We start from the raw sequence: 25,047 nt of genomic DNA, 5'->3' as shown, positions 1-25,047 counted from the left end.
GAAGGTTAAATTTAAGAATAAATATAAAGCATTTGAAAAAAGATATTCAACCCCCAATAGCAAAAAAAGTACCTGAAAAATTAATAGCTCATAATGATGTGAGAATCGATAATTATTTTTGGTTAAATGATAGGGAAGATGATGAGGTTATTGCGTATTTAAATGCTGAAAACGAATATACCAAACAAAAAATGGCTCATACCGAACAATTTCAAAAAGATTTGTTCGAAGAAATGAAGTCTAGGATTAAGGAAGATGATGAGTCTGTGCCTTATAAATTAAATGGGTATTGGTATATAACGCGTTACGAAAAAGGTAAAGATTATCCTATTTACACAAGAAAAAAAGAGACTCTGGAAGCAGAAGAGGAAGTCCTTTTTGATTGTAACGAAATGGCTAAAGATTACTCTTATTTTAAATTAGGTGGTATTTCTATTAGTGAAGACAATACTTTGGTCGCCTTTTCTGTAGATACCGTGAGTAGAAGACAATATACACTTCAGGTTAAAAACTTAATTACAGGCGAAGTATATGCTGATAAGATTTTAAATACTACGGGTAGTGCAACCTGGGCCAATGATAATAAAACATTTTTTTACACTCGAAAAGATGAGGTTACTTTGCGTTCAGACAAAGTGTATAAGCATAAATTACACGCAAATTTAGAAGACGAAGTGGTGTTTCATGAAACAGATGAAACGTATAATACTTTTGTATACAAAACAAAATCTGATAAGTTTATTGTGATTGGTTCTGCAAGTACATTAACTTCAGAATACCGTTTTGTTAATGCAAATACGCCAGACGCAACATTTACCGTTTTTCAGGAGCGTATTCGCGAATTAGATTATGCAATTGCACATTATAAAGACAGTTTTTATGTCATTACAAATGCAGATGGCGCCACAAACTTTAAGCTTTTAAAAACGAATGAAACACAGACAGGAAAGGCATTTTGGAAAGAGGTTTTGCCACATCGGAAAGATGTGCTTTTAGAAGATATTGAAATTTTTAAAGACTATTTGGTTGTAAGCGAACGTGAGAATGGTTTAAATAAAATTAGAATCATGAGTTGGGATGGTAATGAAGATTACTATTTGCCTTTCCATAGTGAGACCTATACTGCAAATACTGGAAATAACCCTGATTTTGATAGTGAATTTTTACGTTACAGTTATAATTCGTTAACGACACCAAGTTCTGTTATCGATTATAATTTTAAAACAAAAACCAAGATTGTTAGAAAAGAACAGGAAGTATTAAGCGATACATTTAATAAAGACAATTATACGTCTAAACGTATTTGGGCAACAGCTAGAGATGGTGTAAAAGTTCCGGTGTCTTTAGTGTATAAAAAAGGGTTAAAAATGAATGGGGAAAATCCGTTGTTACTCTATGCATACGGCTCTTACGGTTCTACAATAGATCCTTATTTTTCTACCATTAGATTGAGTTTATTAGATCGCGGATTTATTTATGCCATTGCACATATTAGAGGCGGAGAATACTTAGGACGCGATTGGTATGAAAACGGAAAATTACTTACTAAACTGAATACATTCTACGATTTTATAGATTGTACAAAATATTTAATTCAAGAAAACTATACATCTACTCAACATATGTATGCTTACGGTGGTTCTGCTGGCGGATTGTTAATGGGAGCGATAATTAATTTGAATCCTGAACTTTATAACGGTATTTTGGCAGCAGTCCCTTTTGTAGATGTTGTGACGACCATGTTAGATGATACTATTCCGTTAACAACAGGGGAGTATGATGAATGGGGAAATCCGAATGAAGAGACCTATTACAACTATATGAAGTCGTATTCGCCTTACGATAATGTTGAGGCAAAAGACTATCCAAATATGTTGGTAACTACAGGTTTGCACGATTCTCAAGTACAATATTGGGAACCAGCCAAATGGGTAGCAAAGTTAAGAGATGTTAAAACAGATACTAACCTTTTGTTGTTTCAAACAGATATGGATGCGGGACATGGAGGCGCTTCTGGCCGATTTGAAAGCTTAAAAGAAGTGGCTTTGGAATATGTGTTTTTATTGGAATTAGAAGGAATCAACTGTTAAATAAAAAAAAATGCTTATTTTTGTCAGGTTTTAGTTAGTTCATATCAAAAATGAAGTAGCTTATAATTAACATCTATGGAACACAAAAATCAAGGATTTGATAACGTACTGAATTTAGTTGGAAGCACGCCATTAATAAAACTAAATACAATTACGTCTCAATTCAATGGTGATTTTTATGCTAAAGTAGAAGCGTTTAATCCTGGGCATGCTTCTAAAGATAGAATGGCTTTACATATTATAGAGCAAGCAGAAAAGCAAGGATTATTAAAGCCAGGTGATACCATAATTGAAACGATTTCGGATCAGTCAGGGTTTAGCATTGCCATGGTAGGTTGTATTAAAGGATACAATTGTATTCTAGCTGTAAGTTCTAAATGCGAGGTGAGTAAAATTGATACACTTAAAGCTATGGGAGTAACAGTTTATGTTTGCCCAGAGCCTAAAAGTGTAGACTATTCAAAATCCTGTTTTGAAGTTGCTAAAAGATTACATCGTGAAATAAAAGGATCGATATATATCAATCAATATTTTAATCAATTAAATAGTGATGCACATTACAGATCTACTGGGCCAGAAATTTGGGAACAAACAACAGGTAAAATCACACACTTAGTAACGTGTAGCGGTACTGGAACAACAATTTCTGGAACAGCGAAGTTTTTAAAAGAACAAAATCCAGACATTAAAATATTAGGTGTAGAGGCTTTTTGTTCGGTATTAAAAACATTTCAAGACACTAAAGCCTGTGATGCAGTGGAAACAGATTTGCATGGTGTTGGCGGACTAAGTGAAAGCTTTATACCGGCAGTAACAGATTTTGATGTCGTAAATTATTTTTCTGAAAATGATGTTATAGTTGTCATGTTTCCAGATTATAGTTTGCGTTACCTGAATAAGAGTTATAGCGATACTTGGAGGAATGATCAAAGATTTTTTGATAGTGTTAATAAGGAAACAATACAGAAAATTCAATATATAAAATAATAGTAATAGAGCACAATGCATTGATTATAGACGCATTGTGCTTTGTTATTAAGTTTGTTAACAACAGGGTTTAAATTTATTATGTCATAATGTCAAAAATGGCTAATTTTGCCCAAATAATATTAGTAGCTTAAATGAAAGATTTATTTGAAAAAATATATAAGGATAAAGGACCTTTAGGAAAATGGGCGTCTCAAGCAGAAGGTTATTTCGTTTTTCCTAAGATTGAAGGAGAAATATCTAACAGAATGAAGTTCCAAGGGAAAGATGTTGTGACTTGGAGTATCAATGACTATTTAGGATTAGCAAATCACCCTGAAGTTAGGAAAGTAGATGCAGAAGCAGGTGTTGCTTATGGTTCTGCTTACCCAATGGGAGCAAGAATGATGTCTGGTCATACAGATCTTCATGAAAAGTTACAAAATGAATTGGCTGAATTCGTAAGTAAAGAAGCTGCTTATTTATTAAACTTTGGTTATCAAGGTATGGTGTCTACTATAGATGCCTTGGTATCTAAAGACGATGTTATTGTATACGATGTAGATGCACATGCTTGTATTATAGACGGTGTACGCTTACATATGGGTAAACGTTTTACTTACAAACACAATGATATTGAAAGTCTAGAAAAAAATCTTGAACGTGCTACAAAAATGGCAGAACATACTGGAGGAGGGATTTTAGTTATTTCTGAAGGTGTTTTCGGTATGCGTGGAGAACAAGGACGTTTAAAGGAAATTGTTGCTTTAAAAGAGAAGTATGACTTCAGATTTTTGGTAGATGATGCTCACGGTTTTGGTACTTTAGGAAAAACAGGTGCTGGAGCAGGAGAAGAGCAAGGTGTTCAAGATGGTATCGATGTGTATTTTGCAACCTTTGCTAAATCTTTAGCAAGTACAGGTGCATTTATTGCAGCAGATCAAGAAATTATAGATTACTTAAAATATAATTTACGTTCTCAAATGTTTGCTAAATCACTTCAAATGCAATTAGTTGTAGGTGCTTTAAAGCGTTTAGATATGCTTAGAACAATGCCAGAACTAAAAGCAAAACTTTGGGAAAATACAAATGCATTACAATCAGGTTTAAAATCTCGTGGTTTTGATATCGGAACAACACAAAGTTGTGTTACTCCAGTATATTTAAAAGGAAGTATACCAGAAGCTATGGCTTTGGTGAAAGATTTACGTGAAAATCATGGAATTTTCTGTTCTATAGTAGTGTATCCGGTAATTCCAAAAGGTTTAATTTTATTAAGATTAATCCCAACTGCAACTCATGATTTAGACGATGTTAACGAAACTTTAGATGCTTTTGAAGCAATTCGTTCACGATTAGAAAATGGAACTTACAAACGTTTATCTGCATCTGTTGCTGCCGCAATGGAATAGTAAGTAAATTGTTTATAACATATAAAAAAATCCGAAACCTATAAGTTTCGGATTTTTTGTTTTTATATAGTTTTTAAATCTTTACGATACGTTTTTCTACGCTTATAAGTCGTTGCTTCAAAATGTTTCCAGATTTGGTGAGAGGCATAATTTTCTTCCAATTCTGGTGTGCGAATACATGTTTCAACGCCCATTGGTTTTAATGTTTCATAATATTCATTAAAAATAATAGCCGTAACACCTTTGTTTTTATACTTAGGTTCTACACCAATTAAGTAAAACGATACGGTTTTACATTCTTTTTTAGCTTTCAGTAAATGCATAAAACCAAAAGGAAACAGTTTACCATTTGCTTTTTGAAGTGCTTCAGCAAAAGACGGCATCACTACAGCAAAAGCTACCATATTATCGTCTTCATCCATTACAAACTTTATAAATTCAGGATTTATAAAAGAGATGAATTTTTTCTTAAAATAGGATTTCTGTCGTTCTGTAATTTCTACAAACGAGGCTAATTCAGAATAACTGGTATTAAAAAGATCAAACATTTGATCTACATAAGGCATTAAATCATCTGTCTTAGTAAAATTTAAAGGCCGTAAACCATAACGTTTCTTTACTAATTCATTTATTCTCTTAAAGAATTCCGGTTTTACGTTAGAAAACGGAAATTTATTTTCTTGGTATTCTTTTTCTTGTACCAAACCTAAAGCGACTAAGTGGTCTACATAATACGGATGGTTGTACCACGTAATCATAGAACCAATATGGTCGTAACCTTCGGTAAGCACACCCACTTTATCTAAGTTAGAAAACCCGATAGGACCTTCCATATACTCTAAATTATGTTGTACTCCAATGTCGTTTACTTTATCTAACAAGGTTTTAGTAACTTCTATATCGTCTATAACATCAAACCATCCAAAACGTATTTTATTCTGAGATTGTTTTAAGTCTAATTTATTAATGATTATAGCAATTCTTCCTACTATTTTATTGTTTTTAAGTGCCACAAATAGCGTAGCGGTAGCATCATTAAAAATAGGATTTTCATCTCTGTTAAACACTTCCATTTCTTGCGAAATAATTGGCGGAACCCAATATGGAGATCCTTTATAAAGTTCGAAAGGGAATTTTACGAAAGCTTTTAATTCCTTTTTAGTTTGTACTTCTTTTAATATAATCATTTAATGATTTCTACGTATTCAAATATTTAATAATTAGGATGTCTTAATCCATTTTGTATTCTGTTGGCGCAGTATCTTTGTTTTTGTCTTTATCTTCGTCTTCACCAAACTTATAATAATCTTTGTTATTTAAACGTTCTGCTTCTTCTTTTGCAGATGTTCCATTATCTTCAGAAATGACTTTGTCTTTATGTAAATCTAAACGATAAGAGGCTCCGAAACTAAGGTTAAATACTGTTGGAGTGTCTTTTACATTAAACGTTACTGCTGTATCGAATTGTAAGTTTTTTTTCCATAAATAAGCACCTCCTAAACGGAATAAATCGTCGGCATAGAAATTACTTTTAATACCTTGATATTCTCCAAAAGCTACCCATTTTTCTCCAAATCCATGTGTAAGCGTGAAAATATATTGTAAATCAGAGGCATCTTCATCACTACTATCCTTCATGCCTATTCTGTTTTTAGATAGATTCATGATAAATACCCAACCATTTGTAAAGTTGTGTTGAGTAGCTATAGACACTTTAGGACTAAAACCTTCAATACCATAAGGGGTATAAGGGTTAAATTCTGTATCGTAATTTGCTCCAGCATATATAGACACCGCAGGTATTAAACGACTCCATTTAAACTTTCTATTGGCTTTCCAGCTATATAGGTTAGGTTTGTCTTCTCCTGCTTTTTTATTCGGATCGTATATAAGGTATTTAGCACCCATGGAAAAATATTTCATATTAGAACGCGTATAATCACTATCTATAGTCGAACTATAATCTGTATAGGTATCTGTTTGAAAGTTTCCATCAACAATAATTTCTAATGGTTCCCATAATAATCCATATCGGGCAGCAAAGTTGGTTCCAACACCACTCACATCGTACTGCAAAGGAATATGATCTTCTTTTACATAATAAATACCCGCTTCAACTTGTATAACATTTACACCAACTGCATACGCACTTTTAGAGGCACCAGGACGGTTAGAGTTTATAACATCTGTATATTGTGCGAATCCAATCAGCGGGATAATAGATAGAATTAAAGCGAAATAGGTTTTCATAGGTCAAGTACTTTGAGATCTTAGCCTCCAAATATAGAGATTTTATATTTTTTTTATCAATTTACAATTCATTTTAAAGTATAAGAATTGTATTTTTGTACAAAACTATAACTATGCTTCAATACGCCTCGGCGACAGGTTTAATGAGAACGATATTAATAATTTTATTGATTTGGTTTGGAGGGAAGATTCTTTTAAGACTTTTCGCCCCATTTATTATGCAGTTTTTTGTGAAAAAAGCTGAAGAAAAATTTGGATCTCAATTCAATCCTAATCAACAAAAACGTCAACAATCTCAGCCTGAAGGCGAAGTCGTTATTGATAAGATGCCTAAGCAAGAAACTTCAAATAAAAATGTTGGTGAATATGTAGATTACGAAGAAATTGATTAATTTTCGCAATCATAGTTTAACACATATTCATGTCATTATCAATTAAACGATTTTTACCACATTTATTAGTATTTATAGGTTTTGTTATTATTTCATTAGCCTATTTTAGTCCAGTTTTAAAAGGGAAAGAAATTTTTCAGAGCGACATCATGCATTATATTGGGATGTCTAAACAACAAAAGGATTTTAAAGCCCAAACTGGAGAAGAAACCTATTGGACAAATAGTGCGTTTGGTGGTATGCCAACCTATCAATTAGGTGCAAAGTATCCTCATAATTACATTAAAACATTAGACTTAACAATTCGGTTTTTACCAAGACCGGCAGACTATCTGTTTCTATATCTTATCGGATTTTATATCCTTTTACTCACATTAAAAGTTGACTTTAAACTCGCTGCCTTAGGCGCACTCGCTTTTGGATTTTCTACTTATTTAATAATCATTCTGGGCGTAGGACATAATAGTAAGGCGCATGCCATTGCATATATGCCTTTAGTTTTAAGCGGAATCTTGCTCACTTTTCAACGCAAATATATTGCTGGGTTTTTATTAACCACGGTTGCTATGGGATTAGAGTTGGTAGCTAATCATTACCAAATGACCTATTATTTAATGCTATTAGTCCTTGTTTTAGGTATAGCGTATTTAGTAGATGCTTATAAGCAAAAAGAATTGCCTCATTTTTTTAAAGCTGTGGGAATTTTATTAGCTGCAGTAATTTTATCTATCGGACTTAATGCTACAAATATTTTAGCAACTCAGGAATATGTAAAAGAAAGTACGCGTGGACAGAGTGAGTTGACAATTAATGCAGATGGTTCTCCTAAAGAAGCTACTACAGGATTAGATAAATCTTACATTACCGAATACAGTTACGGAAAACTAGAAGCTTTAAATTTATTTATTCCTAGAATTTTTGGAGGAGGAAGCCATGAAGATGTTGGTACCGATTCTGAATATTATCAGTTTAATTTAAAACGTGGAGCTACACCATTACAAGCTAGAGAAATTGTTAAGCAAACACCAACTTATTGGGGAATACAACCAATAGTTGAGGCACCAGCATATGTAGGCGCAGTAATTTTATTCCTATTCGTATTAGGGTTATTCCTTGTTAAAGGACGTGTTAAATGGTGGTTAGTTGGAGGAACAGTCTTATCACTATTATTATCTTTTGGAAAACATTTTGGTTTATTAACCGATTTCTTTATCGATTTTGTGCCCATGTATAACAAGTTTAGAGCAGTAAGTTCTATTCAGGTGATTTTGGAATTATGTATTCCAGTTTTAGGTACTTTAGGTTTGGTTGAATTATTTAAAGTCACCGAAACTAATGATGAAAAACTTAAGGCCTTAAAATTTTCGGCAGGAATTACTGCAGGCTTAGCGGTGTTATTATTAGTATTTAAGTCTGCTTTATTTGATTTTGTAGGCAGAAATGATGGGTATTACGCACAAAATTACGGACCAGATTTTATTGATGCCATTCGAGCAGATAGAGCATCTATGTTTACACAAGATACCTTTAGAACTTTAATATTTGTTTTATTAGCGGCTACGGTTGTCTTTATGTTTTTGAAGAAAAAGATATCGGAAACACTTGTCGTGGTGAGTCTTGCAGCTCTAATTTTAGTTGATTTGATTGGGGTTGATAAGCGTTATGTGAATAACGATGATTTTAAATCTGCTATGCAAGTTAATAAGCCATTTCAGGCTAATGCTGCCGATTTACAAATCTTAAAAGATACTACACATTTTAGAGTTTTTGATGTCACTTCCGGTGCTGCAAGAGCATCCTACTTTCATAATTCTTTAAATGGATATCACGCAGCTAAATTGGGTAGATATAATGAAGTTTTCGATTTTTATATTTCTAAAAACAACATCAACGTGTTAAACATGTTGAATACCAAGTATATTATCGCTCAAGACGAAAAAGGTGCTTATTTTCCTTACGAAAATACAGATGCTAATGGAAATGCTTGGTTTGTAAATCGTGTAAAAACCGTAGAATCTGCAAATCAAGAAATACTGCAATTAGATAGTTTAGATACACGACATGTTGCTGTTACAACTTCTAAAACGATTAAAAATACGGCGAATGTTGTAGATTCTACAGCAACTATTCAAGCTATAACTTATAAGCCTAATTATATTAAGTACAAGTCTACAAATAGTCAAAATGGCTTTGCTGTATTTTCAGAAATTTATTACGCAGATGGTTGGGATGCTTTTATGGATGGCGAGTTAGTCCCTCATGAACGTGTAAATTATATTTTACGTGGTTTAGATATTCCTGCAGGAACTCATAGTATCGAATTTAAATTTGAGCCTACAGTCATACAAAAAGGAAGTACAATAGCTTTAGCAAGTTCTGTTGTGCTGGGTGTATTGGTTTTAATCGGATTGTTTTTCGGGTTTAAAAAAACATCTACAGGTAAAGACTAATTTAAATTAATACAATGCTATTTTACAATGAAAAAAAATGTCCTTATCGTAACGTATTATTGGCCGCCAGCTGGTGGGCCAGGTGTACAACGATGGCTTAAATTTGTAAAATATTTACCCGAATTTAATGTAAATCCGATTGTTTATATTCCTGAACATGCTAATTATCCATTAATTGATACCAGTTTACAAGCAGACGTTTCTAAGGATTTAACCATTTTAAAGACGCCTATAAAAGAACCGTATAAATTAGCACGATTACTATCGGGAAATAAAGTGACAACAATTAGTAAAGGCATTATTACCGAATCTAAAAAGCAGAGTAGGGTAGAGCGCTTAATGCTTTATGTGCGTGGGAATTTTTTTATTCCAGATGCTAGAAAATCTTGGGTTAAACCCTCCGTTTCATTTTTATCCAATTATATATCGAAACATGATATTGATACTGTAATTACCACGGGGCCGCCGCATAGTTTACATTTAATTGGATTACAATTACAAGCCGATTTAAATATAAAATGGATAGCCGATTTTAGAGATCCTTGGACTACAATAGGCTATCATAAAGAGTTAAAACTTACACCGGCATCTCAAGCCAAGCATAAGCAATTAGAACATCAAGTTTTAAATGCTGCAGATGCTGTTATTGTAACGAGCAATCCGACTAAAACAGAATTTGAAGCCATTACAACTAAACCTATTCATGTAATTACTAATGGTTATGATACGGTTAAGACAGAACAAATCGTGTTAGATAAAAAATTTACTTTATCTCACATCGGCTCTCTATTGTCAAAGCGTAATCCTAAAATTTTGTGGCGTGTATTAAGCGACTTAGTTAAAGAACGCAAAGATTTTGCAGAAGATTTTCAACTTAATATTATAGGAAGTATAGGTGAAGATGTGCTTAAATCTCTAGAAAAATTTAAACTCGATGGTTATATAAATAATGTGGGTTATGTATCACATCAAGAAGCGATTACGTATCAAAAGCAATCGCAACTGTTATTGTTAATTGAAATAGATTCTAAAGACACCCAGTGTATTATTCCTGGAAAATTGTTTGAATATATGGTGTCTAATCGGCCTATATTAGCAATGGGGCCAGTAGGTTCTGATGTCGAACAGATTATTAAAACGACTAATACAGGACAGTATTTTCTATACACAGAATACAATGGCTTAAAACGTGAGGTTTTAAAATATTACGAAGCTTTTAAACAAGGCACTTTACAGTCTCATCCCCTAGGATTACAAAAGTATAGTAGGCGTTCGCTTACCGAAACGCTTTCAAAACTTTTATAATGGGAGTAGTTATTAATCAATCTATAAAAAACACTATCATTACCTATTTAGGTTTTGGATTAGGTGCTATTAATACCTTGTTTTTATTTACAAGATTTTTAAGTGATGAGTATTTTGGTTTAATAACCTTTATACTTTCTACAGCTAATATTCTGATGCCTTTAATGGCTTTTGGGGTAAATAATACTATTATAAAGTTTTTTTCAACGTATAAAACACGACAATCCCAAAATTCATTTTTAACCTTAATACTCTTTTTACCATTAGTTATAATTATTCCTTTCGGCACAATAGGATATATTGCTTTTGATTCCATAAGTACATGGATAGCTAATGATAATGCTTTAGTAAAAGATTATGTGTGGTTAATATACATATCGGCTGTCGTTTTTGCTTATTTTGAAGTCTTTTATTCTTGGGCAAAAGTGCAAATGCAATCGGTATTTGGGAATTTCATGAAGGAAGTCTTTCATAGGTTAGGAACGATGTTCTTACTGCTTTTACTGTATTTAGATGTTATTTCAGTAGATGAACTCATTGTACTAATCGTAATTATGTATGTGATAAGATTGTGTATTATGATGGTTTATGCCTTTAGTGTAAAACGTCCTGTAATTCGATTTTCTAAAATTAATAATGTCAAGGCTGTTTTAAAATATACAACCTTAATTATCATAGCAGGTTCTGTTGCAAATATCATTTTAGAAATAGATAAATTCATGATTGGATTTTATAATATTCTTGAAAATGTAGCTTATTACAGTGTGGCTATTTATATAGCTTCTGTGGTAGGTGTGCCTTCTAGAGCGATGCATCAAATTACAAATCCGCTGACAGCTAAATATTTAAACGAAAAGGATAAAGTCAGTCTCAACGATTTGTATAAAAAATCGTCTCTCAACCTATTTATAATTAGTGGTTTTATTTATTTATTAATTATTTTGAATATTAACGAGTTATACAAGTTAATACCAGAACAATTTGGTAGTGGTATAATGGTCGTTTTTCTAATAGGAATAGCCAAATTATTCGATAATCTTTTAGGAAATAATAATGCCATTTTATTTAACAGCGATTATTATAGAATGGTGTTAATTCAAGGTGTGTTTTTGGCCATTATTTCTGTACTTCTTAATATTTATTTTATTCCACATTATGGTATAGATGGCGCTGCTTATGCGACATTTATCTCTGTCTTTATTTACAATGTGGTAAAGATAAGTTTTGTATATCGAAAGTTTAAGATACTCCCGTTTTCAGAAAACACATTTAAAGTATTGTTGCTAATTATATTAACAGGATTAGTGTTTTACTTCTGGGATTTTTCAATACATCCGATAATAAATATCGGTTTAAAATCGCTTATAATAGGTGTAGTATATGGCGGAATTTGTTATTATTTCAATCTTTCAGATGATATTACTAAACTGCTTAACAAACTGTTAAAACGTGTGTAAAAAGAAAATCCCACGTATCGCTTTGGGGAAAACGAACACGTAGAATTTTTAAATGTTTTAACCTCGACTACTAGTTGTAGATCTTTTTATAGTTGTACCATTCGATCTAGAACTCGAAGTACTTGATTTAGTAGATGGTTTTACAGTTGAAGACCGCGTAGAGGTTTTACCTGTATTCTCACTATATCTACTTTTGTTTGAACTCGTATAGGTTTTTGATGCTTTTGAGTTCGTTCGCGTTGTGTTCTGCTTAGAACTTTTAGCACTAACTCTAGTATTTTTATTAGTACTTACGCTTGAATTGCGTTTCACTGTATTTGCAGTACGCGTATTATTAGTATTGTATCTCGAACTATTATTTGCAATTTTAGTATTGGTTTTATTGCTATAATTTCTACGAGTTGTATTGGATTTAACGCGTGTACTGTTATTTGGTTTCTGATATCTGCTTACCACAGGTCTTCTGTTATTTTGGTAAGGTTTATTGTACGTTCTCCTAACAGCATGGTAGTTTTTTCTATAAGGTGTATGGTATACTACACGGTAGTTTACACTCGGTACACGGTAATAACTATGCCATGGTCTGTATATATAACCAATATTATATGAGTTTATATGCCCTGAATAATGACTATAACCGTAACTGTTGTAATAAATATTCATGTTTCCAATGTTTGAGACTAAACCATAATTATTATAATTAATGGCCACGTTTCCTGCTCCAACTATACGTCCGTAATAATCATAATAAATAGGTACATTTTGTATTTGTATAATAGCACCATATTCATCGTACTGCACATAAGGATTATAGTTATAACCTGTGTTAAAACTAAACTGCACATTAGACGAATTGAAAGCAATATTTACACGTTCCTGTACTCCGGACATGTAAAAATCGAATTGTCCATCTTGGAATATTGAAAACTCTACACCTTGTTCTGTAAATATAAATGTTTTAGGATTGCTGTAATTACTAGTCTCTGTAGCAACTGTTGTATAGGTTGCTGCTTTAGTCCCCGCAATAGCGAAAAGGGATAAAAGTAATAAAGTAAAAAATGATTTCATAGCTTATCAATTTTTGGTTCGTGCTGTTATAAATACAAACAACGTGCCAAAAACAAAATCGCTATTGAATTAATATTAGTAAAATCTTATTTTTACTGCTAATAATGTATAAATAAATACGTTTTTTATGAGAAATTAATAAGGATTAAGGGGCTTTTAAGTTTAATTATAATTACTTGTTTAATAGTAACCATTGCAGTGCTATTATAGTCTTAGCGTCTTTAAAGGTATTAGCTTTTAAAGCATTTTTAATTTCTGATATTGGAAATTTTATGAGTTGTATATCTTCTTGTTCGGCATCTAATCCGCCGCCTTTAAATTTTTTGTCTGTAGAATTTACTTCAGCATAAAAGCCATGAACTCTTTCTGAACTTCCTCCAGGAGATGAGTAATATTCACCCATAGATTCCATATTAGCTATGGTATACCCAATTTCTTCCTCAACTTCGCGTTTAGCACATTCTATAGGATCTTCATCGGCTTCCATACAACCGGCAACAATTTCAATTAGCCAACCATCGTATCCTGGATGTGTAATTGTAGGATATCTAAATTGATTAATTAACAAAACCGAATCGGTATCCTTTTCAACTAAAATAATGGCGATGGCATTACCACGATCTAAACATTCTCTAACTACCTCAATTTGAGTATCACCTTCGAAGCTATCGTGTAAGATTGTAGCCTTTTTTATTTTAAAGAAATCTTTATAAACGATGTCTTCTTTAACTATGTTATATTTCATGATAGGTTTTTATAAGTGACTAAGGTAATTAATTATAAGATATTTTAAAAAGTTACTTATCTTCACTTTTTAGTTTTTTTAATTCAACCTATGAGTAAAACGTGCAAAAATTGCGATTTTAAATTTGATGAGACATTTAAATATTGTCCCAATTGTGGGCAAAATTATCATGAAGAATTAACGGTTAACGATATTTTTAAAAATACGATTAATAATTATTTTTCTGTAGATGCCCGTTTTTTCAAAAGCTTTTTTCCGTTACTTATTAAGCCTGGATTTTTAGCCTTACAATTTGTTGAAGGAAAACGATTAAAGTATTTAAACCCAGCTCAGTTTTATTTGTTTGCCAGTGTGGTATTTTTCTTCTTATTTTCTTTTCAAGTCAGTAAACAAGAAAAACGTATAGATGCAGAAGTGCAGCAAAATTTTAAAACGATGGATGCTCTAATAGAGAGAGAGTCTTCAAAAGTCAATAAAAACGGTATTGATAGTCTTGAATTACAATTTAATAACGGTGAAAAAAATAAATTTAATCGGTTTACTTTAGATTCTTTAGTCCAAGTAAATGCATCTGGAAATCAAGTTTTAAAAGGGTTGGGTGTAGATTATAACGCAAGTACTTTTGAAAAAAAGTTTTACTTGCAAGTCTATAAATTTTATAAGGATAAAAGTAGTGTGTCATTAATAGATACATTTTATAACTATGTACCAATTTCATTATTTGTCTTATTGCCTATATTTGCTTTCTTTTTATATCTAATGCATTATAAAAAGAAGCAATATGCACAACATTTGGTGTTTAGTTTGTACTATTTTGCGTTTCTATTTATAATGTTTAGCATTTTTACAGTAATTCACTTTTTGTTTGATTTGCCTTCATTTACGAACCAACTGATATTAGTGTTAAGTTTTATGTATTTATATTTTGCAATACGTAAATTTTATAAGTCTAGAAAACGCACAAGTTTTATAAAAGCGGTAATAATTTCGGTAGTATTTATATCTTTAGTTATTCCTGTAGCTTTTGCTATAATTGGGACAGCAGCATTTCTATACTATTAATACTAAGGTTATATTTTGTCTTTTAAATATTTTGCTGTTACACTATTTTTGTTTTTTACCAGTTCTTCAGGCGTTCCAGAAGCAACAATTTTACCACCATATTCACCACCACCTGGACCAAGATCAATAATATAATCTGCACATTTTATTAATTCTAAATTGTGCTCTACAACGACTATAGAATGTCCTTTTTCGATTAAAGCTCTAAAGGATTTTAATAATTTCTGTATATCGTGAAAATGAAGTCCTGTTGTAGGTTCATCGAAAATAAAAAGTGCTTTCTCTTTCGTGTTACCTTTTCCTAAAAAGGTTGCGAGTTTTATACGTTGGGCTTCACCACCAGATAGGGTAGAAGAGCTTTGTCCTAAAGTAACATAGCCTAAACCAACATCTTGAAGCGGTTGTAATTTGTTTTTTATCTTAGTTTCTTTATATGAATCGAAGAAAGCTATCGCATCATCAATCGTCATATTTAAAACATCGTCAATAGACTTGTCTTCAAAAGTAACTTCTAAAACTTCTTTTTTGAAACGTTTTCCTTGGCAAGTTTCACATTGTAAATGTACATCTGCCATAAATTGCATTTCTATAGTCACTTCTCCTTCACCTTTACAGGTTTCACAACGTCCGCCATCTACATTAAAAGAGAAATGTTTGGCTTTATAATCACGGATTTTACTTAATTTCTGATTAGCAAACAAATTTCTAATATCGTCGTAAGCTTTAACGTAAGTCACTGGATTAGAACGCGAAGACCTTCCGATTGGGTTTTGGTCGATAAATTCTATGTGTTTTATCGTACTATAATTTCCTTTTAATTCTGAAAATTGTCCTGGTTTATCTCCAAACCCTGTGAGTTCTTTTTGGATGGCAGGATACAGTATTTTTTTCACTAATGTACTTTTACCGCTACCAGAAACACCAGTAACCACAGTAAGCATATTTAAAGGAAATGTAGCATTTACATTTTTTAAATTATGCTCTCTAGCTCCAAGAATTTCTATTTGATATTTAGAGGTTAAGCGTTTTTCTGGAACTTTAATTTCCATATCGCCATTTAGATATTTAGCGGTTAACGATTCAGATTTTAAGATATCTGCATACGTTCCGGTGGCAACTACTTCACCACCAAAGGTTCCTGCTTCTGGACCAATATCTATAATCTCATCGGCAGCTTGCATAATATCTTCATCGTGTTCAACCACAATTACAGTGTTTCCTAAATCGCGTAATGCTTTTAAAACGCTAATTAAACGTTCCGTATCTTTAGGGTGCAACCCAATACTTGGTTCGTCTAAAATATACATAGAGCCTACTAAACTACTTCCTAAAGAAGTCGCTAAATTAATACGCTGACTTTCTCCCCCAGATAAGGTGTTTGAGCGTCTGTTTAATGTTAAGTAATTTAGTCCAACATTTGATAAAAACTCTAAACGACTATTTATTTCTTTTAATAAACGGTTAGAAATTTTGGTGTCATTCTCGTTTAATTCTATGGCTTTAAAAAACACAGCCAGTTTATCTAAAGGTAATTCAACCAAATCAGTGATGGTTTTACCTCCAATTTTAACATAATTGGCTTCAATACGTAAGCGTTTGCCTTGACAGGTTTTACATTTAGTTTTTCCGCGGTAACGAGAAAGCATTACACGGTTTTGTATTTTATAGGCTTTAGATTCTAGTTCAGCAAAGAAACTAGAAAGGCCTTCAAAATACTGGTTTCCACTCCAAATTAATTGCTTTTGGGCATCGGTTAATTCAAAATAAGGTTTATGAATTGGGAAATTAAATTTATGAGAATTATTTACCAATTGGTCTCTAAACCAACTCATACTTTCGCCTCGCCAAGGAAAAATGGCATTTTCGAAAACAGAAAGAGCAGTGTTTGGAATCACTAAATCGTCGTCTATACCTACAACATCTCCATATCCCTCACAGGTTGGACAAGCACCATACGGATTATTAAAACTGAATAAATGAACATTAGGTTCCAAGAACGAAATACCATCTAATTCAAAATTATTACTAAATGTACGTGTAGAATTATCACTTAATGCCTGAATAGAACAGCTCCCTTTCCCTTCGTAAAAAGCTGTTTGTACAGCATCTGCTAATCGGTTAAAGAAATCTTCATTATCTCTGAAAATAATTCGGTCTACAACCAATTTAATGGTTTCAACTTTTGCGTCTTCAGGCGCTTCTTCAATTCTAATAACGTCTTCGTTAATTTTAACTCTGGCGTAACCTTGTTGTTTTAAAGCGTTCAGTTTATCTTTTAAAGCTCTACCTTCTTCAAGAATAATAGGAGAGAGGAGTAATAATTTGTCACCGTCCTGAAATGTTTTTACAAATGAAATAACATCTGTAACCGTGTCTTTTTTGACTTCATGTCCAGAAACAGGAGAGTAGGTGCGACCAATTCTTGCAAATAATAGCTTTAAATAATCGTAAATTTCTGTCGTGGTTCCAACAGTAGATCTTGGATTGGTAGAGTTTACTTTTTGTTCAATTGCTATGGCTGGTGCTATACCTTTAATATAATCAACTTTTGGCTTATTAAGTCGGCCTAAAAATTGTCTGGCATAACTCGATAAGCTTTCTACGTAGCGGCGTTGTCCTTCTGCATATAATGTATCGAACGCTAAACTTGATTTTCCTGACCCAGAAAGTCCGGTAATAACGACAAGTTTGTTTCTAGGAATCACGACATCAATATTTTTAAGATTGTGCAGTTTTGCACCTTTAATGATGATGTTTTCTTTAGGATTTGCTTCAGAAAGGGTCTTGCTCATAGCTGTTTTTAAGTATAGTCTACAAAGATAACATAAGTATGTCAGCTAAGAAAATAGATTGTTGCCCTTTAAAATGTTAAATAAATTATAAAAAATATTTTGTGATTTGTTTAAGAATATTTATATATTTGGAAACATCAAATCAAAATAGATACAGCCTATTCAGCACAATTACTTTTAAAACATTTTAACCTACATTACAGAAGATTTGTTCTTCTATGTGTCTTAAAAGAAATTGATTATGCAAAAAGAACTTACTGCAGATGCTGTATTAATAACCAATTATATTAGAGGAAACGAAGGGGCTTTAGAAACCCTTATTATAAGGCATAAACAGAAAATTTATAGCTTTATTTATTCTAAAGTTTACAATCGCGATATTGCCGAAGATATTTTTCAGGATACTTTTATTAAAGTTATAAATACGCTTAAAATGGGTAATTATAACGAAGAAGGGAAGTTTATTCCTTGGGTTATGCGTATCGCTCATAATTTAGTTATCGATCATTTTAGAAAAAATAACCGTATGCCAAAATTTGATAATTCTGGTGAGTTTAGTATTTTTTCTGTTTTAAGTGATTCATCATTAAATGCTGAAAAACAAATCATAAAAAGTCAGGTAGAGTCTGATGTTAGACGGTTAATTGATGAATTACCAGAAGACCAAAAAGAAGTGATTCTTATGCGTATGTATAACGATATGAGTTTTAAAGAAATTTCTGATAAAACGGGAGTAAGCATCAATACTGCTTTAGGAAGAATGCGCTATGCACTAATTAATATGAGAAAAATTATTGAAAAAAATAATATGGTTTTAACAAATTAGCATAATAAACTCAAAAGGTTGTCGTTATAATATTAATAACTTTAAAATATTATAAATGGCTAAACTTTACTCTAAGACGACAAGTCAAATTAATTTAAACCCTAAGAAGGAAACTTTAAAATTTCTCTTAGATTATTCAAAAGCATTACACATTGTAAATTGTAACAATGAAAAGTTTAAAATAAGCATAAACTAAAAACAAAAAAGTCCTGATTTAATCAGGACTTTTTTGTTTTATAATATTTATCAATTTCTGTTTTTCTTCCAATTGTTTTGGTAATAATATCTTTATCTAAATCCCAACCACGTGCTGGAGAATATTGGCGTCCATACCAAATAATTTGTAAATGCAAGTCGTTCCATAAGGCTTCTGGAAATAAACGTTTTGCATCTTTTTCGGTTTGAACCACATTTTTCCCATTACTTAAATTCCAACGATACATTAACCTCTGAATGTGAGTGTCTACTGGAAAAGCAGGAATACCAAAGGCTTGAGATAAAACTACAGCTGCTGTTTTATGCCCTACTGCAGGTAACACTTCTAAAGCTTCATAAGTTTTAGGGACTTCACCATTATGTTTATCAATTAAAATCTGTGATAAACCATGAATACCTTTACTTTTCATTGGCGATAATCCTACAGGTTTTATAATGTCTCGAATCTCATCAACAGTTAATTTAACCATATCATACGGATTGTCGGCTTTCTTAAATAAAAGCGGCGTAATTTGGTTTACGCGCACATCTGTACTTTGTGCAGACATAAGGACAGCAATTAATAAAGTATACGGATCTTTATGATCTAAAGGAATAGGAATTTCAGGATATAAATCTTTTAGTGTATTTATAACGAACTCTACTTTTTCTTTTTTAGTCATTATTGTACTTTTGAATAAATTTAATAATTATGACAACTTTAAAAATAGGAGATAAGGCTCCAGATTTTTCAGCCAAGGATCAAGATGGCAATATAATTTCTTTAAACGATTATAAAGGAAAAAAATTAGTGATTTTTTTCTATCCTAAAGCAAGTACACCTGGTTGCACGGTTGAAGCTTGTAATTTAAGAGATAATTTTGAGCGTTTTCAAGCGTTGAATTATGAAATTCTTGGTGTAAGTGCCGATAGTGAAAAACGCCAAACTAACTTTAAAACGAAACACAAATTTCAATATCCTTTATTAGCAGATGAAGATAAAACAGTTATTAATGCTTTTGGTGTTTGGGGACCTAAAAAATTTATGGGACGCGAATACGATGGAATACACAGAACCACTTTTGTAATTAATGAAGACGGTATTATTGATGATATTATCTTAAAAGTAAAAACAAAAGCACATGCAGACCAGATTTTAGATTAAAAATCTGGTGTTACATAACGTTCAGTTGATGTTGCATCGTCATCTAAAGTTCCTAAATAAAACACATCTTGACTTACATTAGGTAATTGAATATTAGTAAGTACTGTAGTTATCTCATACGTTTGCTCAATGGTGTGTTCTCTATAAGCTGTTGCTGTAACCGTAGTTGCAACATCTGGATTTAAATAATCTGCACCCACACTACTAAATGTAATATCGTTAGCTGGATTTTGGTCTTGTGTTTTATTTTCTTCGTCGCGAGTTAAAACGCCATCGCCATCATCGTCCGGGTCTAAATAGTCTGGTATGCCATCGCCATCTGTATCTAAAGAATCTACGAAATCGCCTTCATCTTCATCATAATTAGGCGATTCGCTGCTGGTTTTAATATTATCTCCATCATCATCATCATCTAAATAATCAGGAATGCCATCGCCATCGGTGTCTGTTGGATTTGTACTCGGATCATCATCACCATCTAAATTTTCATCTTCAACATCTGCAGGAATGCCATCACCATCATCTTCAGTTAAAATGGTTGTAATGGTGGCTTCGCCAGAAGTACTTTCCAAATCGTTTGTAATATATACATCTGACGGCGGTATATCATTACAGAAATAATCTGAAGGATCTCCATCATAAGAACGATAGTTAAACGGGTTAGAAGAACTAATATCTATAGTCGTAACAAGTGTATTATCATCCTCAACTTCTAAAAGATCTTCAAGTGTTAATTCTGGATCTGTAATTTGTAAGGATAAAGATTCGTAGGGATCGTCTTTAGTATTGTAAAATACCAAATCGCCACAAGTCTCGTAGGTGCTATCAAAATCAAATTCGGCAGTTATTATATCTCCATCATCACAAGACAAAAATGAGAATAGACTCAAACATAGAACAAACGAAAATTTACGCATATAAATTAATTTAAATGCAAAAATAATGATTTGAGAAATTATAAATAGACTTATTGAAAATAATTTTAATTGAAGTAAATTTGTAGCATGAAAAAGGTATATCTTGATAACGCTGCAACCACTAAAATACATGATGATGTTATTGTAAACATGACAAATGTAATGACAGAGGTTTATGGAAATCCGTCATCATCTCATAGTTTTGGGCGAGCCTCTAAAACGGTTGTAGAAACTGCTAGAAAGATTATTGCCAAGGAATTAAATGTTACAGCAGGTGAGATTTTCTTTACTTCTGGAGGAACGGAAGCCGATAATTTAGTGCTTTTAAGTGCGGTTAGAGATTTAGGTGTTACACGAATTATTACATCTAAAATAGAACATCATGCAGTCTTGCATACTGTAAATTTTTTAGAAAAAAATGATGGTATTGAAGTGATTTACGTGGGTTTAAATGTTAATGGAACTGTTAATATTACAGACCTTGAGCATTTATTACGTCAATCGGACGCTAAAACTCTAGTGAGTTTAATGCACGTAAATAATGAAATAGGAACTATTTTAGATTTGAAGCGAGTGGCAGAACTCTGTAAAACTAATCAGGCTCTGTTTCATAGCGATACTGTACAATCTATAGGACATTATAAATTAGATTTACAAGATATGCCTGTAGATTTTATAGTTTCAAGTGCTCATAAATTTCACGGACCAAAAGGTGTTGGTTTTGTTTTTGTGAGAAAACATTCCGGAATTCACCCTATAATTCACGGCGGAGAACAAGAACGTGGATTACGTGCAGGTACAGAATCTATTCATAATATTGTTGGTCTTGAAACTGCTTTTAAGCAAGCCTATGCACATTTAGAGTCTGAACGCGAATATATAACGTCGTTAAAAACGTATTTTAGTTCAGAAATTAAAAATGCTTTTTCTGAGGCTACTTTTAATGGAGATTCTTCAAATTTAGAAGTTACAACGTATACTATTGTTAATGTGTGTTTTCCTTTTGAATCACATAAAACCCAAATGCTTTTATTTCAGTTAGATTTAAAAGGTATTGCGTGTTCTCGAGGAAGTGCTTGCCAAAGTGGTAGTCAAAAAGGCTCGCATGTGTTGGCCGAACTATTAAATGAAACTGATTTCAAGAAACCTTCTATCCGTTTTTCTTTTTCTCAGTACAATACTAAAGAGGATATAGATTATGTTATTGAAGTTTTAAAGGAATTTGCAAAGAAATAATTTAAAAATCCCTCTGAAATTGGCGTTCAAAGGGCTGTTTAAATTAACCATGAATGGTTTCACTTTTGCTTAAATCTTTCATAATTTCAGCTTCAAACTCTAATAAATCTTGCCATTTTCTATCGACTTCATTTCTATCTCCATATTCTCTAGCAAATCCTAAAAACATAGTGTAATGGTTGGCTTCACTAACCATTAATTTACGGTAAAACTCGGCTAATTCTTTATCTTCTAATTCTTCAGATAATAATCTAAAACGTTCGCAACTTCGCGCTTCAATTAAGGCAGCGTACAATAAACGGTGTACTAATTGTGTGGTTCTGCTTCCGCCTTTTGGAAAAAAGGTAATTAGTTTAAGCACGTAAGCATCTTTTCTATCGCGACCTAAAACCCAACCGTTTTCTAATATTTTATCGTGAACCATTTTAAAGTGGCTAATTTCTTCTTTAACTAAAGCCACCATTTCTTGCACTAAGGCTGTATATTCTGGGAAACTAACAATTAAAGAAATTGCTGTACTTGTTGCTTTTTGTTCGCAATAAGCATGATCTGTTAAAATGTCTTCAACATTTTTCTCTACAATATTTACCCATCTTGGATCTGTTGGTAATTTTAAGCCTAACATATGCTTTAGAATTTAGTTTTAATTTCAGTGATTTTATAATCGCCTGTTTTTGAAATTGACAATAAAAAAGATTTGTGGTCTGAGATAACGTTTGGTTTGCAAAATAAAATTTGCATCTGGACAGTGTCAGTACTAGCGATGTGGTCGTCGTCTATCCAAACACTTTTTAATTGATAGGGGTGAAGTGCTTCTGAAACGTTTTCAAGCTTATCAGAAATAAATGTTTTTGAAATGATATGATTAAAAATAGTCTCATTTTTAAAATCAACAGCTACTTCTGCTACGGGAGTTCTAAAAAACGTTTTAATATCTAAACTATCTTTTTTTTCGGTGGTAAGTATATTAGAATTCATGTCTGTGTAGCTCTTTATACGTACATGATATCCTGTATGTAAAATAGTGTCTGTAACAGTTTCTGTATAGTGTTCTGGCACATAATTTATGCGTTCGGAAAACGATTCTAATAAGCCATTATCTGCTAATATTTGCTTTGGTTTTTTATGAGATTTATCTCTGCCATCGCAACTAGAACAAGTTACTATAAGGAGTAAAATTGAAAACTGTAAAATATTATGATATAGTATTTTATACATCGAGATCGAAAGCTTTTCTTAATAGGTCTAAACTCGGGTTTTTTTCGCACATTTTTTCGAATTTTTCTCGAGGCGTATAAGCGTATTGCTTTTCTTTTTCTTCGTTAATTTCAATCTCTAAACTAACATCGAAATTGTTTAAACGTTTCCTAATAAAACTCATTAAATGAAACTGACTTCTTTCAACTTCAATTTTATTTGTTTGATTTGGATAGACAACATTAATGGTTGTTTTGTCTTTTAATTTAGGAGTATCTATAGATAAAATAGAGGCTAAATTATGTTTACCTTCAGCTTCAATTACGCTTACAAAATCTTTCCAAGCGGTTTGCATATCCTCTTCAATAAAGTCGTCTGTTGGTAAATTTATTTCATCGTAAACAACTTCATTTTGTTTAATTTCATGCTCTTTTTTAGCACGAATACTTTTTAAAGATAGACCGGAAGTACGTTTGTTTGCTTTATTTAATACAATTTTCGGAACAGAAGGCTCAGAAAATTGAGAAGGCGCTGCTTTCTTTTCTGGAGAGCTGGTGGCTGTATTTGTAGTGTCTTTTTGCTGAGCAACTGCTGTTTCTTGATTATTAGAGTTTGAAATAACGGGTTTATTAACCGGAATAGGGGTAATGCCTTTAGCTCTAAAATAAGAAGGCGGAATTATGAACCGTTTGCTATTTTTTTTTTCTCCATCAAAAGTGATAGAGGCAAGTTGCATGAGACAAAGTTCGACGAGGAGTCGCTGGTTTTTACTGGTTTTATATTTGAGATCGCAGTCGTTGGCGAGTTCTATACCTTTTAGCAAGAAGGACTGTGATGCTTTACTAGCTTGTTCTAAATACTTCTGCTTGGTTTCTTCTCCAACTTCTAAGAGTTCTACCGTTTGTGGTGTTTTACACACTAAAAGGTCTCTAAAGTGTGAGGCTAAACCAGCAATATAATGTTGACCGTCGAATCCTTTAGACAGCGTATTGTTTAATTGTAGTAATAATTGTGGAATATTGTTTTCAATAATAAAATCTGTACTGGTAAAGAAGGTTTCGTAATCGAGAACGTTTAAGTTTTCGGTTACGGCTTGTCTGGTTAAATTTTTACCAGAAAAACTCACCACACGATCAAAAATAGAAAGTGCATCACGCATAGCACCATCTGCTTTCTGAGCGATTATGTGTAAGGCATCGTCTTCTGCAGTTATACCTTGCTCTTCAGCAATATATTTTAAATAGTTTTTAGCGTCTTTTACCGTAATACGTTTAAAATCAAAAATCTGACATCTAGATAAGATTGTAGGAATGATTTTATGCTTTTCGGTAGTTGCTAAAATAAAGATACAGTGCTTTGGTGGCTCTTCTAAGGTCTTTAAAAAGGCGTTAAATGCGGCCTGAGATAACATATGTACCTCATCAATAATATAGACTTTATATTGACCAATTTGTGGCGGGATTCTAACTTGTTCGGTAAGATTTCTTATATCGTCTACCGAGTTATTAGAAGCAGCATCGAG

21 protein-coding genes are annotated in these 25,047 nt (G+C 32.4%); 11 read left to right on the top strand and 10 right to left on the bottom strand.

The genetic code is table 11. The annotated features are described in order from the left end of the window. Window positions 1-32 precede the first annotated feature (32 nt). The 3 genes from AST99_RS09815 (at window position 33) to capB (ending at window position 4,468) form a co-directional block, all read left to right on the top strand. Entirely contained in the window at window positions 33-2,090 is a 2,058-nt protein-coding gene (locus AST99_RS09815; protein WP_057781662.1) for a S9 family peptidase, read from the top strand. Between the two features lie 75 nt (window positions 2,091-2,165). After that, on the top strand, window positions 2,166-3,077 hold the full coding sequence (locus tag AST99_RS09810) for a PLP-dependent cysteine synthase family protein (protein ID WP_057781661.1): 912 nt from the start codon (window positions 2,166-2,168) through the stop codon (window positions 3,075-3,077). A gap of 134 nt (window positions 3,078-3,211) precedes the next feature. Next, window positions 3,212-4,468, top strand: a complete 1,257-nt coding sequence (gene capB, locus AST99_RS09805) for a cysteate-C-fatty acyltransferase (protein WP_057781660.1) — start codon at window positions 3,212-3,214, stop codon at window positions 4,466-4,468. A 62-nt stretch (window positions 4,469-4,530) separates the two neighbouring features. Here capB and AST99_RS09800 read toward each other — a convergent pair whose 3' ends face one another. Both AST99_RS09800 and AST99_RS09795 read right to left on the bottom strand, forming a co-directional pair. Continuing rightward, window positions 4,531-5,655, bottom strand: coding sequence for a hypothetical protein (locus AST99_RS09800; RefSeq protein WP_057781659.1), 1,125 nt, complete (start codon window positions 5,653-5,655; stop codon window positions 4,531-4,533). Window positions 5,656-5,698: 43 nt separating this feature from the next. After that, window positions 5,699-6,718 (bottom strand): transporter, encoded by a 1,020-nt coding sequence (locus AST99_RS09795; protein WP_057781658.1) that lies wholly within the window; start codon window positions 6,716-6,718, stop codon window positions 5,699-5,701. A gap of 113 nt (window positions 6,719-6,831) precedes the next feature. On the opposite strand from AST99_RS09795, the gene AST99_RS09790 reads away from it, so the two are divergent. The 4 genes from AST99_RS09790 to AST99_RS09775 are packed head-to-tail and all read left to right on the top strand — an operon-like array spanning window position 6,832 to window position 12,322. Further along, a complete protein-coding gene (locus AST99_RS09790; RefSeq protein WP_057781657.1) occupies window positions 6,832-7,110 on the top strand; it encodes a DUF4834 family protein in 279 nt (92 codons plus the stop codon). 29 nt (window positions 7,111-7,139) lie between these two features. After that, on the top strand, window positions 7,140-9,560 hold the full coding sequence (locus AST99_RS09785; protein WP_057781656.1) for a YfhO family protein: 2,421 nt from the start codon (window positions 7,140-7,142) through the stop codon (window positions 9,558-9,560). Window positions 9,561-9,587: 27 nt separating this feature from the next. Beyond that, on the top strand, window positions 9,588-10,865 hold the full coding sequence (locus AST99_RS09780) for a glycosyltransferase (protein ID WP_057781655.1): 1,278 nt from the start codon (window positions 9,588-9,590) through the stop codon (window positions 10,863-10,865). Then, entirely contained in the window at window positions 10,865-12,322 is a 1,458-nt protein-coding gene (locus tag AST99_RS09775; protein WP_057781654.1) for a lipopolysaccharide biosynthesis protein, read from the top strand. The genes AST99_RS09780 and AST99_RS09775 overlap by 1 nt, the downstream gene beginning before the upstream one ends. A gap of 57 nt (window positions 12,323-12,379) precedes the next feature. On the opposite strand, the gene AST99_RS09770 is transcribed toward AST99_RS09775, so the two are convergent. Both AST99_RS09770 and AST99_RS09765 read right to left on the bottom strand, forming a co-directional pair. Then, window positions 12,380-13,390, bottom strand: a complete 1,011-nt coding sequence (locus AST99_RS09770) for a hypothetical protein (RefSeq protein ID WP_057781653.1) — start codon at window positions 13,388-13,390, stop codon at window positions 12,380-12,382. 172 nt (window positions 13,391-13,562) lie between these two features. Further along, the gene (locus tag AST99_RS09765) at window positions 13,563-14,135 is read right to left on the bottom strand and encodes an NUDIX domain-containing protein (protein WP_057781652.1); all 573 of its coding nucleotides are present in this window, start codon (window positions 14,133-14,135) and stop codon (window positions 13,563-13,565) included. A 90-nt stretch (window positions 14,136-14,225) separates the two neighbouring features. Here AST99_RS09765 and AST99_RS09760 point away from each other — a divergent pair, with 90 nt between their 5' ends. Further along, the gene (locus AST99_RS09760) at window positions 14,226-15,197 is read left to right on the top strand and encodes a DUF3667 domain-containing protein (protein ID WP_057781651.1); all 972 of its coding nucleotides are present in this window, start codon (window positions 14,226-14,228) and stop codon (window positions 15,195-15,197) included. A gap of 8 nt (window positions 15,198-15,205) precedes the next feature. Here the strand turns inward: AST99_RS09760 and uvrA are convergent, their stop codons facing one another. Beyond that, window positions 15,206-17,989 (bottom strand): excinuclease ABC subunit UvrA, encoded by a 2,784-nt coding sequence (uvrA, locus tag AST99_RS09755; RefSeq protein ID WP_057781650.1) that lies wholly within the window; start codon window positions 17,987-17,989, stop codon window positions 15,206-15,208. A 241-nt stretch (window positions 17,990-18,230) separates the two neighbouring features. Between uvrA and AST99_RS09750 the strand changes: the two genes are divergently transcribed. Beyond that, complete coding sequence (locus AST99_RS09750) at window positions 18,231-18,815, top strand: RNA polymerase sigma factor (protein ID WP_057781649.1); 585 nt, start codon at window positions 18,231-18,233, stop codon at window positions 18,813-18,815. A gap of 218 nt (window positions 18,816-19,033) precedes the next feature. Here the strand turns inward: AST99_RS09750 and AST99_RS09745 are convergent, their stop codons facing one another. Further along, the gene (locus AST99_RS09745; protein WP_057781648.1) at window positions 19,034-19,693 is read right to left on the bottom strand and encodes an endonuclease III domain-containing protein; all 660 of its coding nucleotides are present in this window, start codon (window positions 19,691-19,693) and stop codon (window positions 19,034-19,036) included. Between the two features lie 29 nt (window positions 19,694-19,722). Here AST99_RS09745 and bcp point away from each other — a divergent pair, with 29 nt between their 5' ends. Next, window positions 19,723-20,175, top strand: a complete 453-nt coding sequence (gene bcp, locus AST99_RS09740) for a thioredoxin-dependent thiol peroxidase (RefSeq protein ID WP_057781647.1) — start codon at window positions 19,723-19,725, stop codon at window positions 20,173-20,175. Here the strand turns inward: bcp and AST99_RS09735 are convergent. Beyond that, window positions 20,172-21,092 carry a hypothetical protein gene (locus tag AST99_RS09735; RefSeq protein ID WP_057781646.1) on the bottom strand — a complete coding sequence of 307 codons (921 nt, stop codon included), beginning with the start codon at window positions 21,090-21,092 and terminating at the stop codon, window positions 20,172-20,174. The two genes, bcp and AST99_RS09735, sit on opposite strands and share 4 nt — an antisense overlap. Before the next feature lie 87 nt (window positions 21,093-21,179). Between AST99_RS09735 and AST99_RS09730 the strand changes: the two genes are divergently transcribed. Continuing rightward, the gene (locus AST99_RS09730) at window positions 21,180-22,328 is read left to right on the top strand and encodes a cysteine desulfurase family protein (protein ID WP_057781645.1); all 1,149 of its coding nucleotides are present in this window, start codon (window positions 21,180-21,182) and stop codon (window positions 22,326-22,328) included. A gap of 43 nt (window positions 22,329-22,371) precedes the next feature. Here AST99_RS09730 and AST99_RS09725 read toward each other — a convergent pair whose 3' ends face one another. The 3 genes from AST99_RS09725 to dnaX form a co-directional block, all read right to left on the bottom strand. Continuing rightward, a complete protein-coding gene (locus AST99_RS09725) occupies window positions 22,372-22,953 on the bottom strand; it encodes a MiaE family protein (RefSeq protein ID WP_057781644.1) in 582 nt (193 codons plus the stop codon). 5 nt (window positions 22,954-22,958) lie between these two features. Then, window positions 22,959-23,546: a hypothetical protein gene (locus AST99_RS09720; RefSeq protein WP_057781643.1), complete on the bottom strand. Its 588-nt coding sequence runs from the start codon at window positions 23,544-23,546 to the stop codon at window positions 22,959-22,961. After that, the coding region (dnaX, locus tag AST99_RS09715; protein WP_057781642.1) for a DNA polymerase III subunit gamma/tau at window positions 23,539-25,047 on the bottom strand (1,509 nt) is incomplete at its 5' end. The genes AST99_RS09720 and dnaX, both read right to left, overlap by 8 nt.

Source organism: Formosa algae (assembly GCF_001439665.1).
Classification (GTDB): domain Bacteria; phylum Bacteroidota; class Bacteroidia; order Flavobacteriales; family Flavobacteriaceae; genus Formosa; species Formosa algae.
Note: the sequence above shows the minus strand (reverse complement) of the source record. Positions and strands in the feature narration are given on the sequence as shown.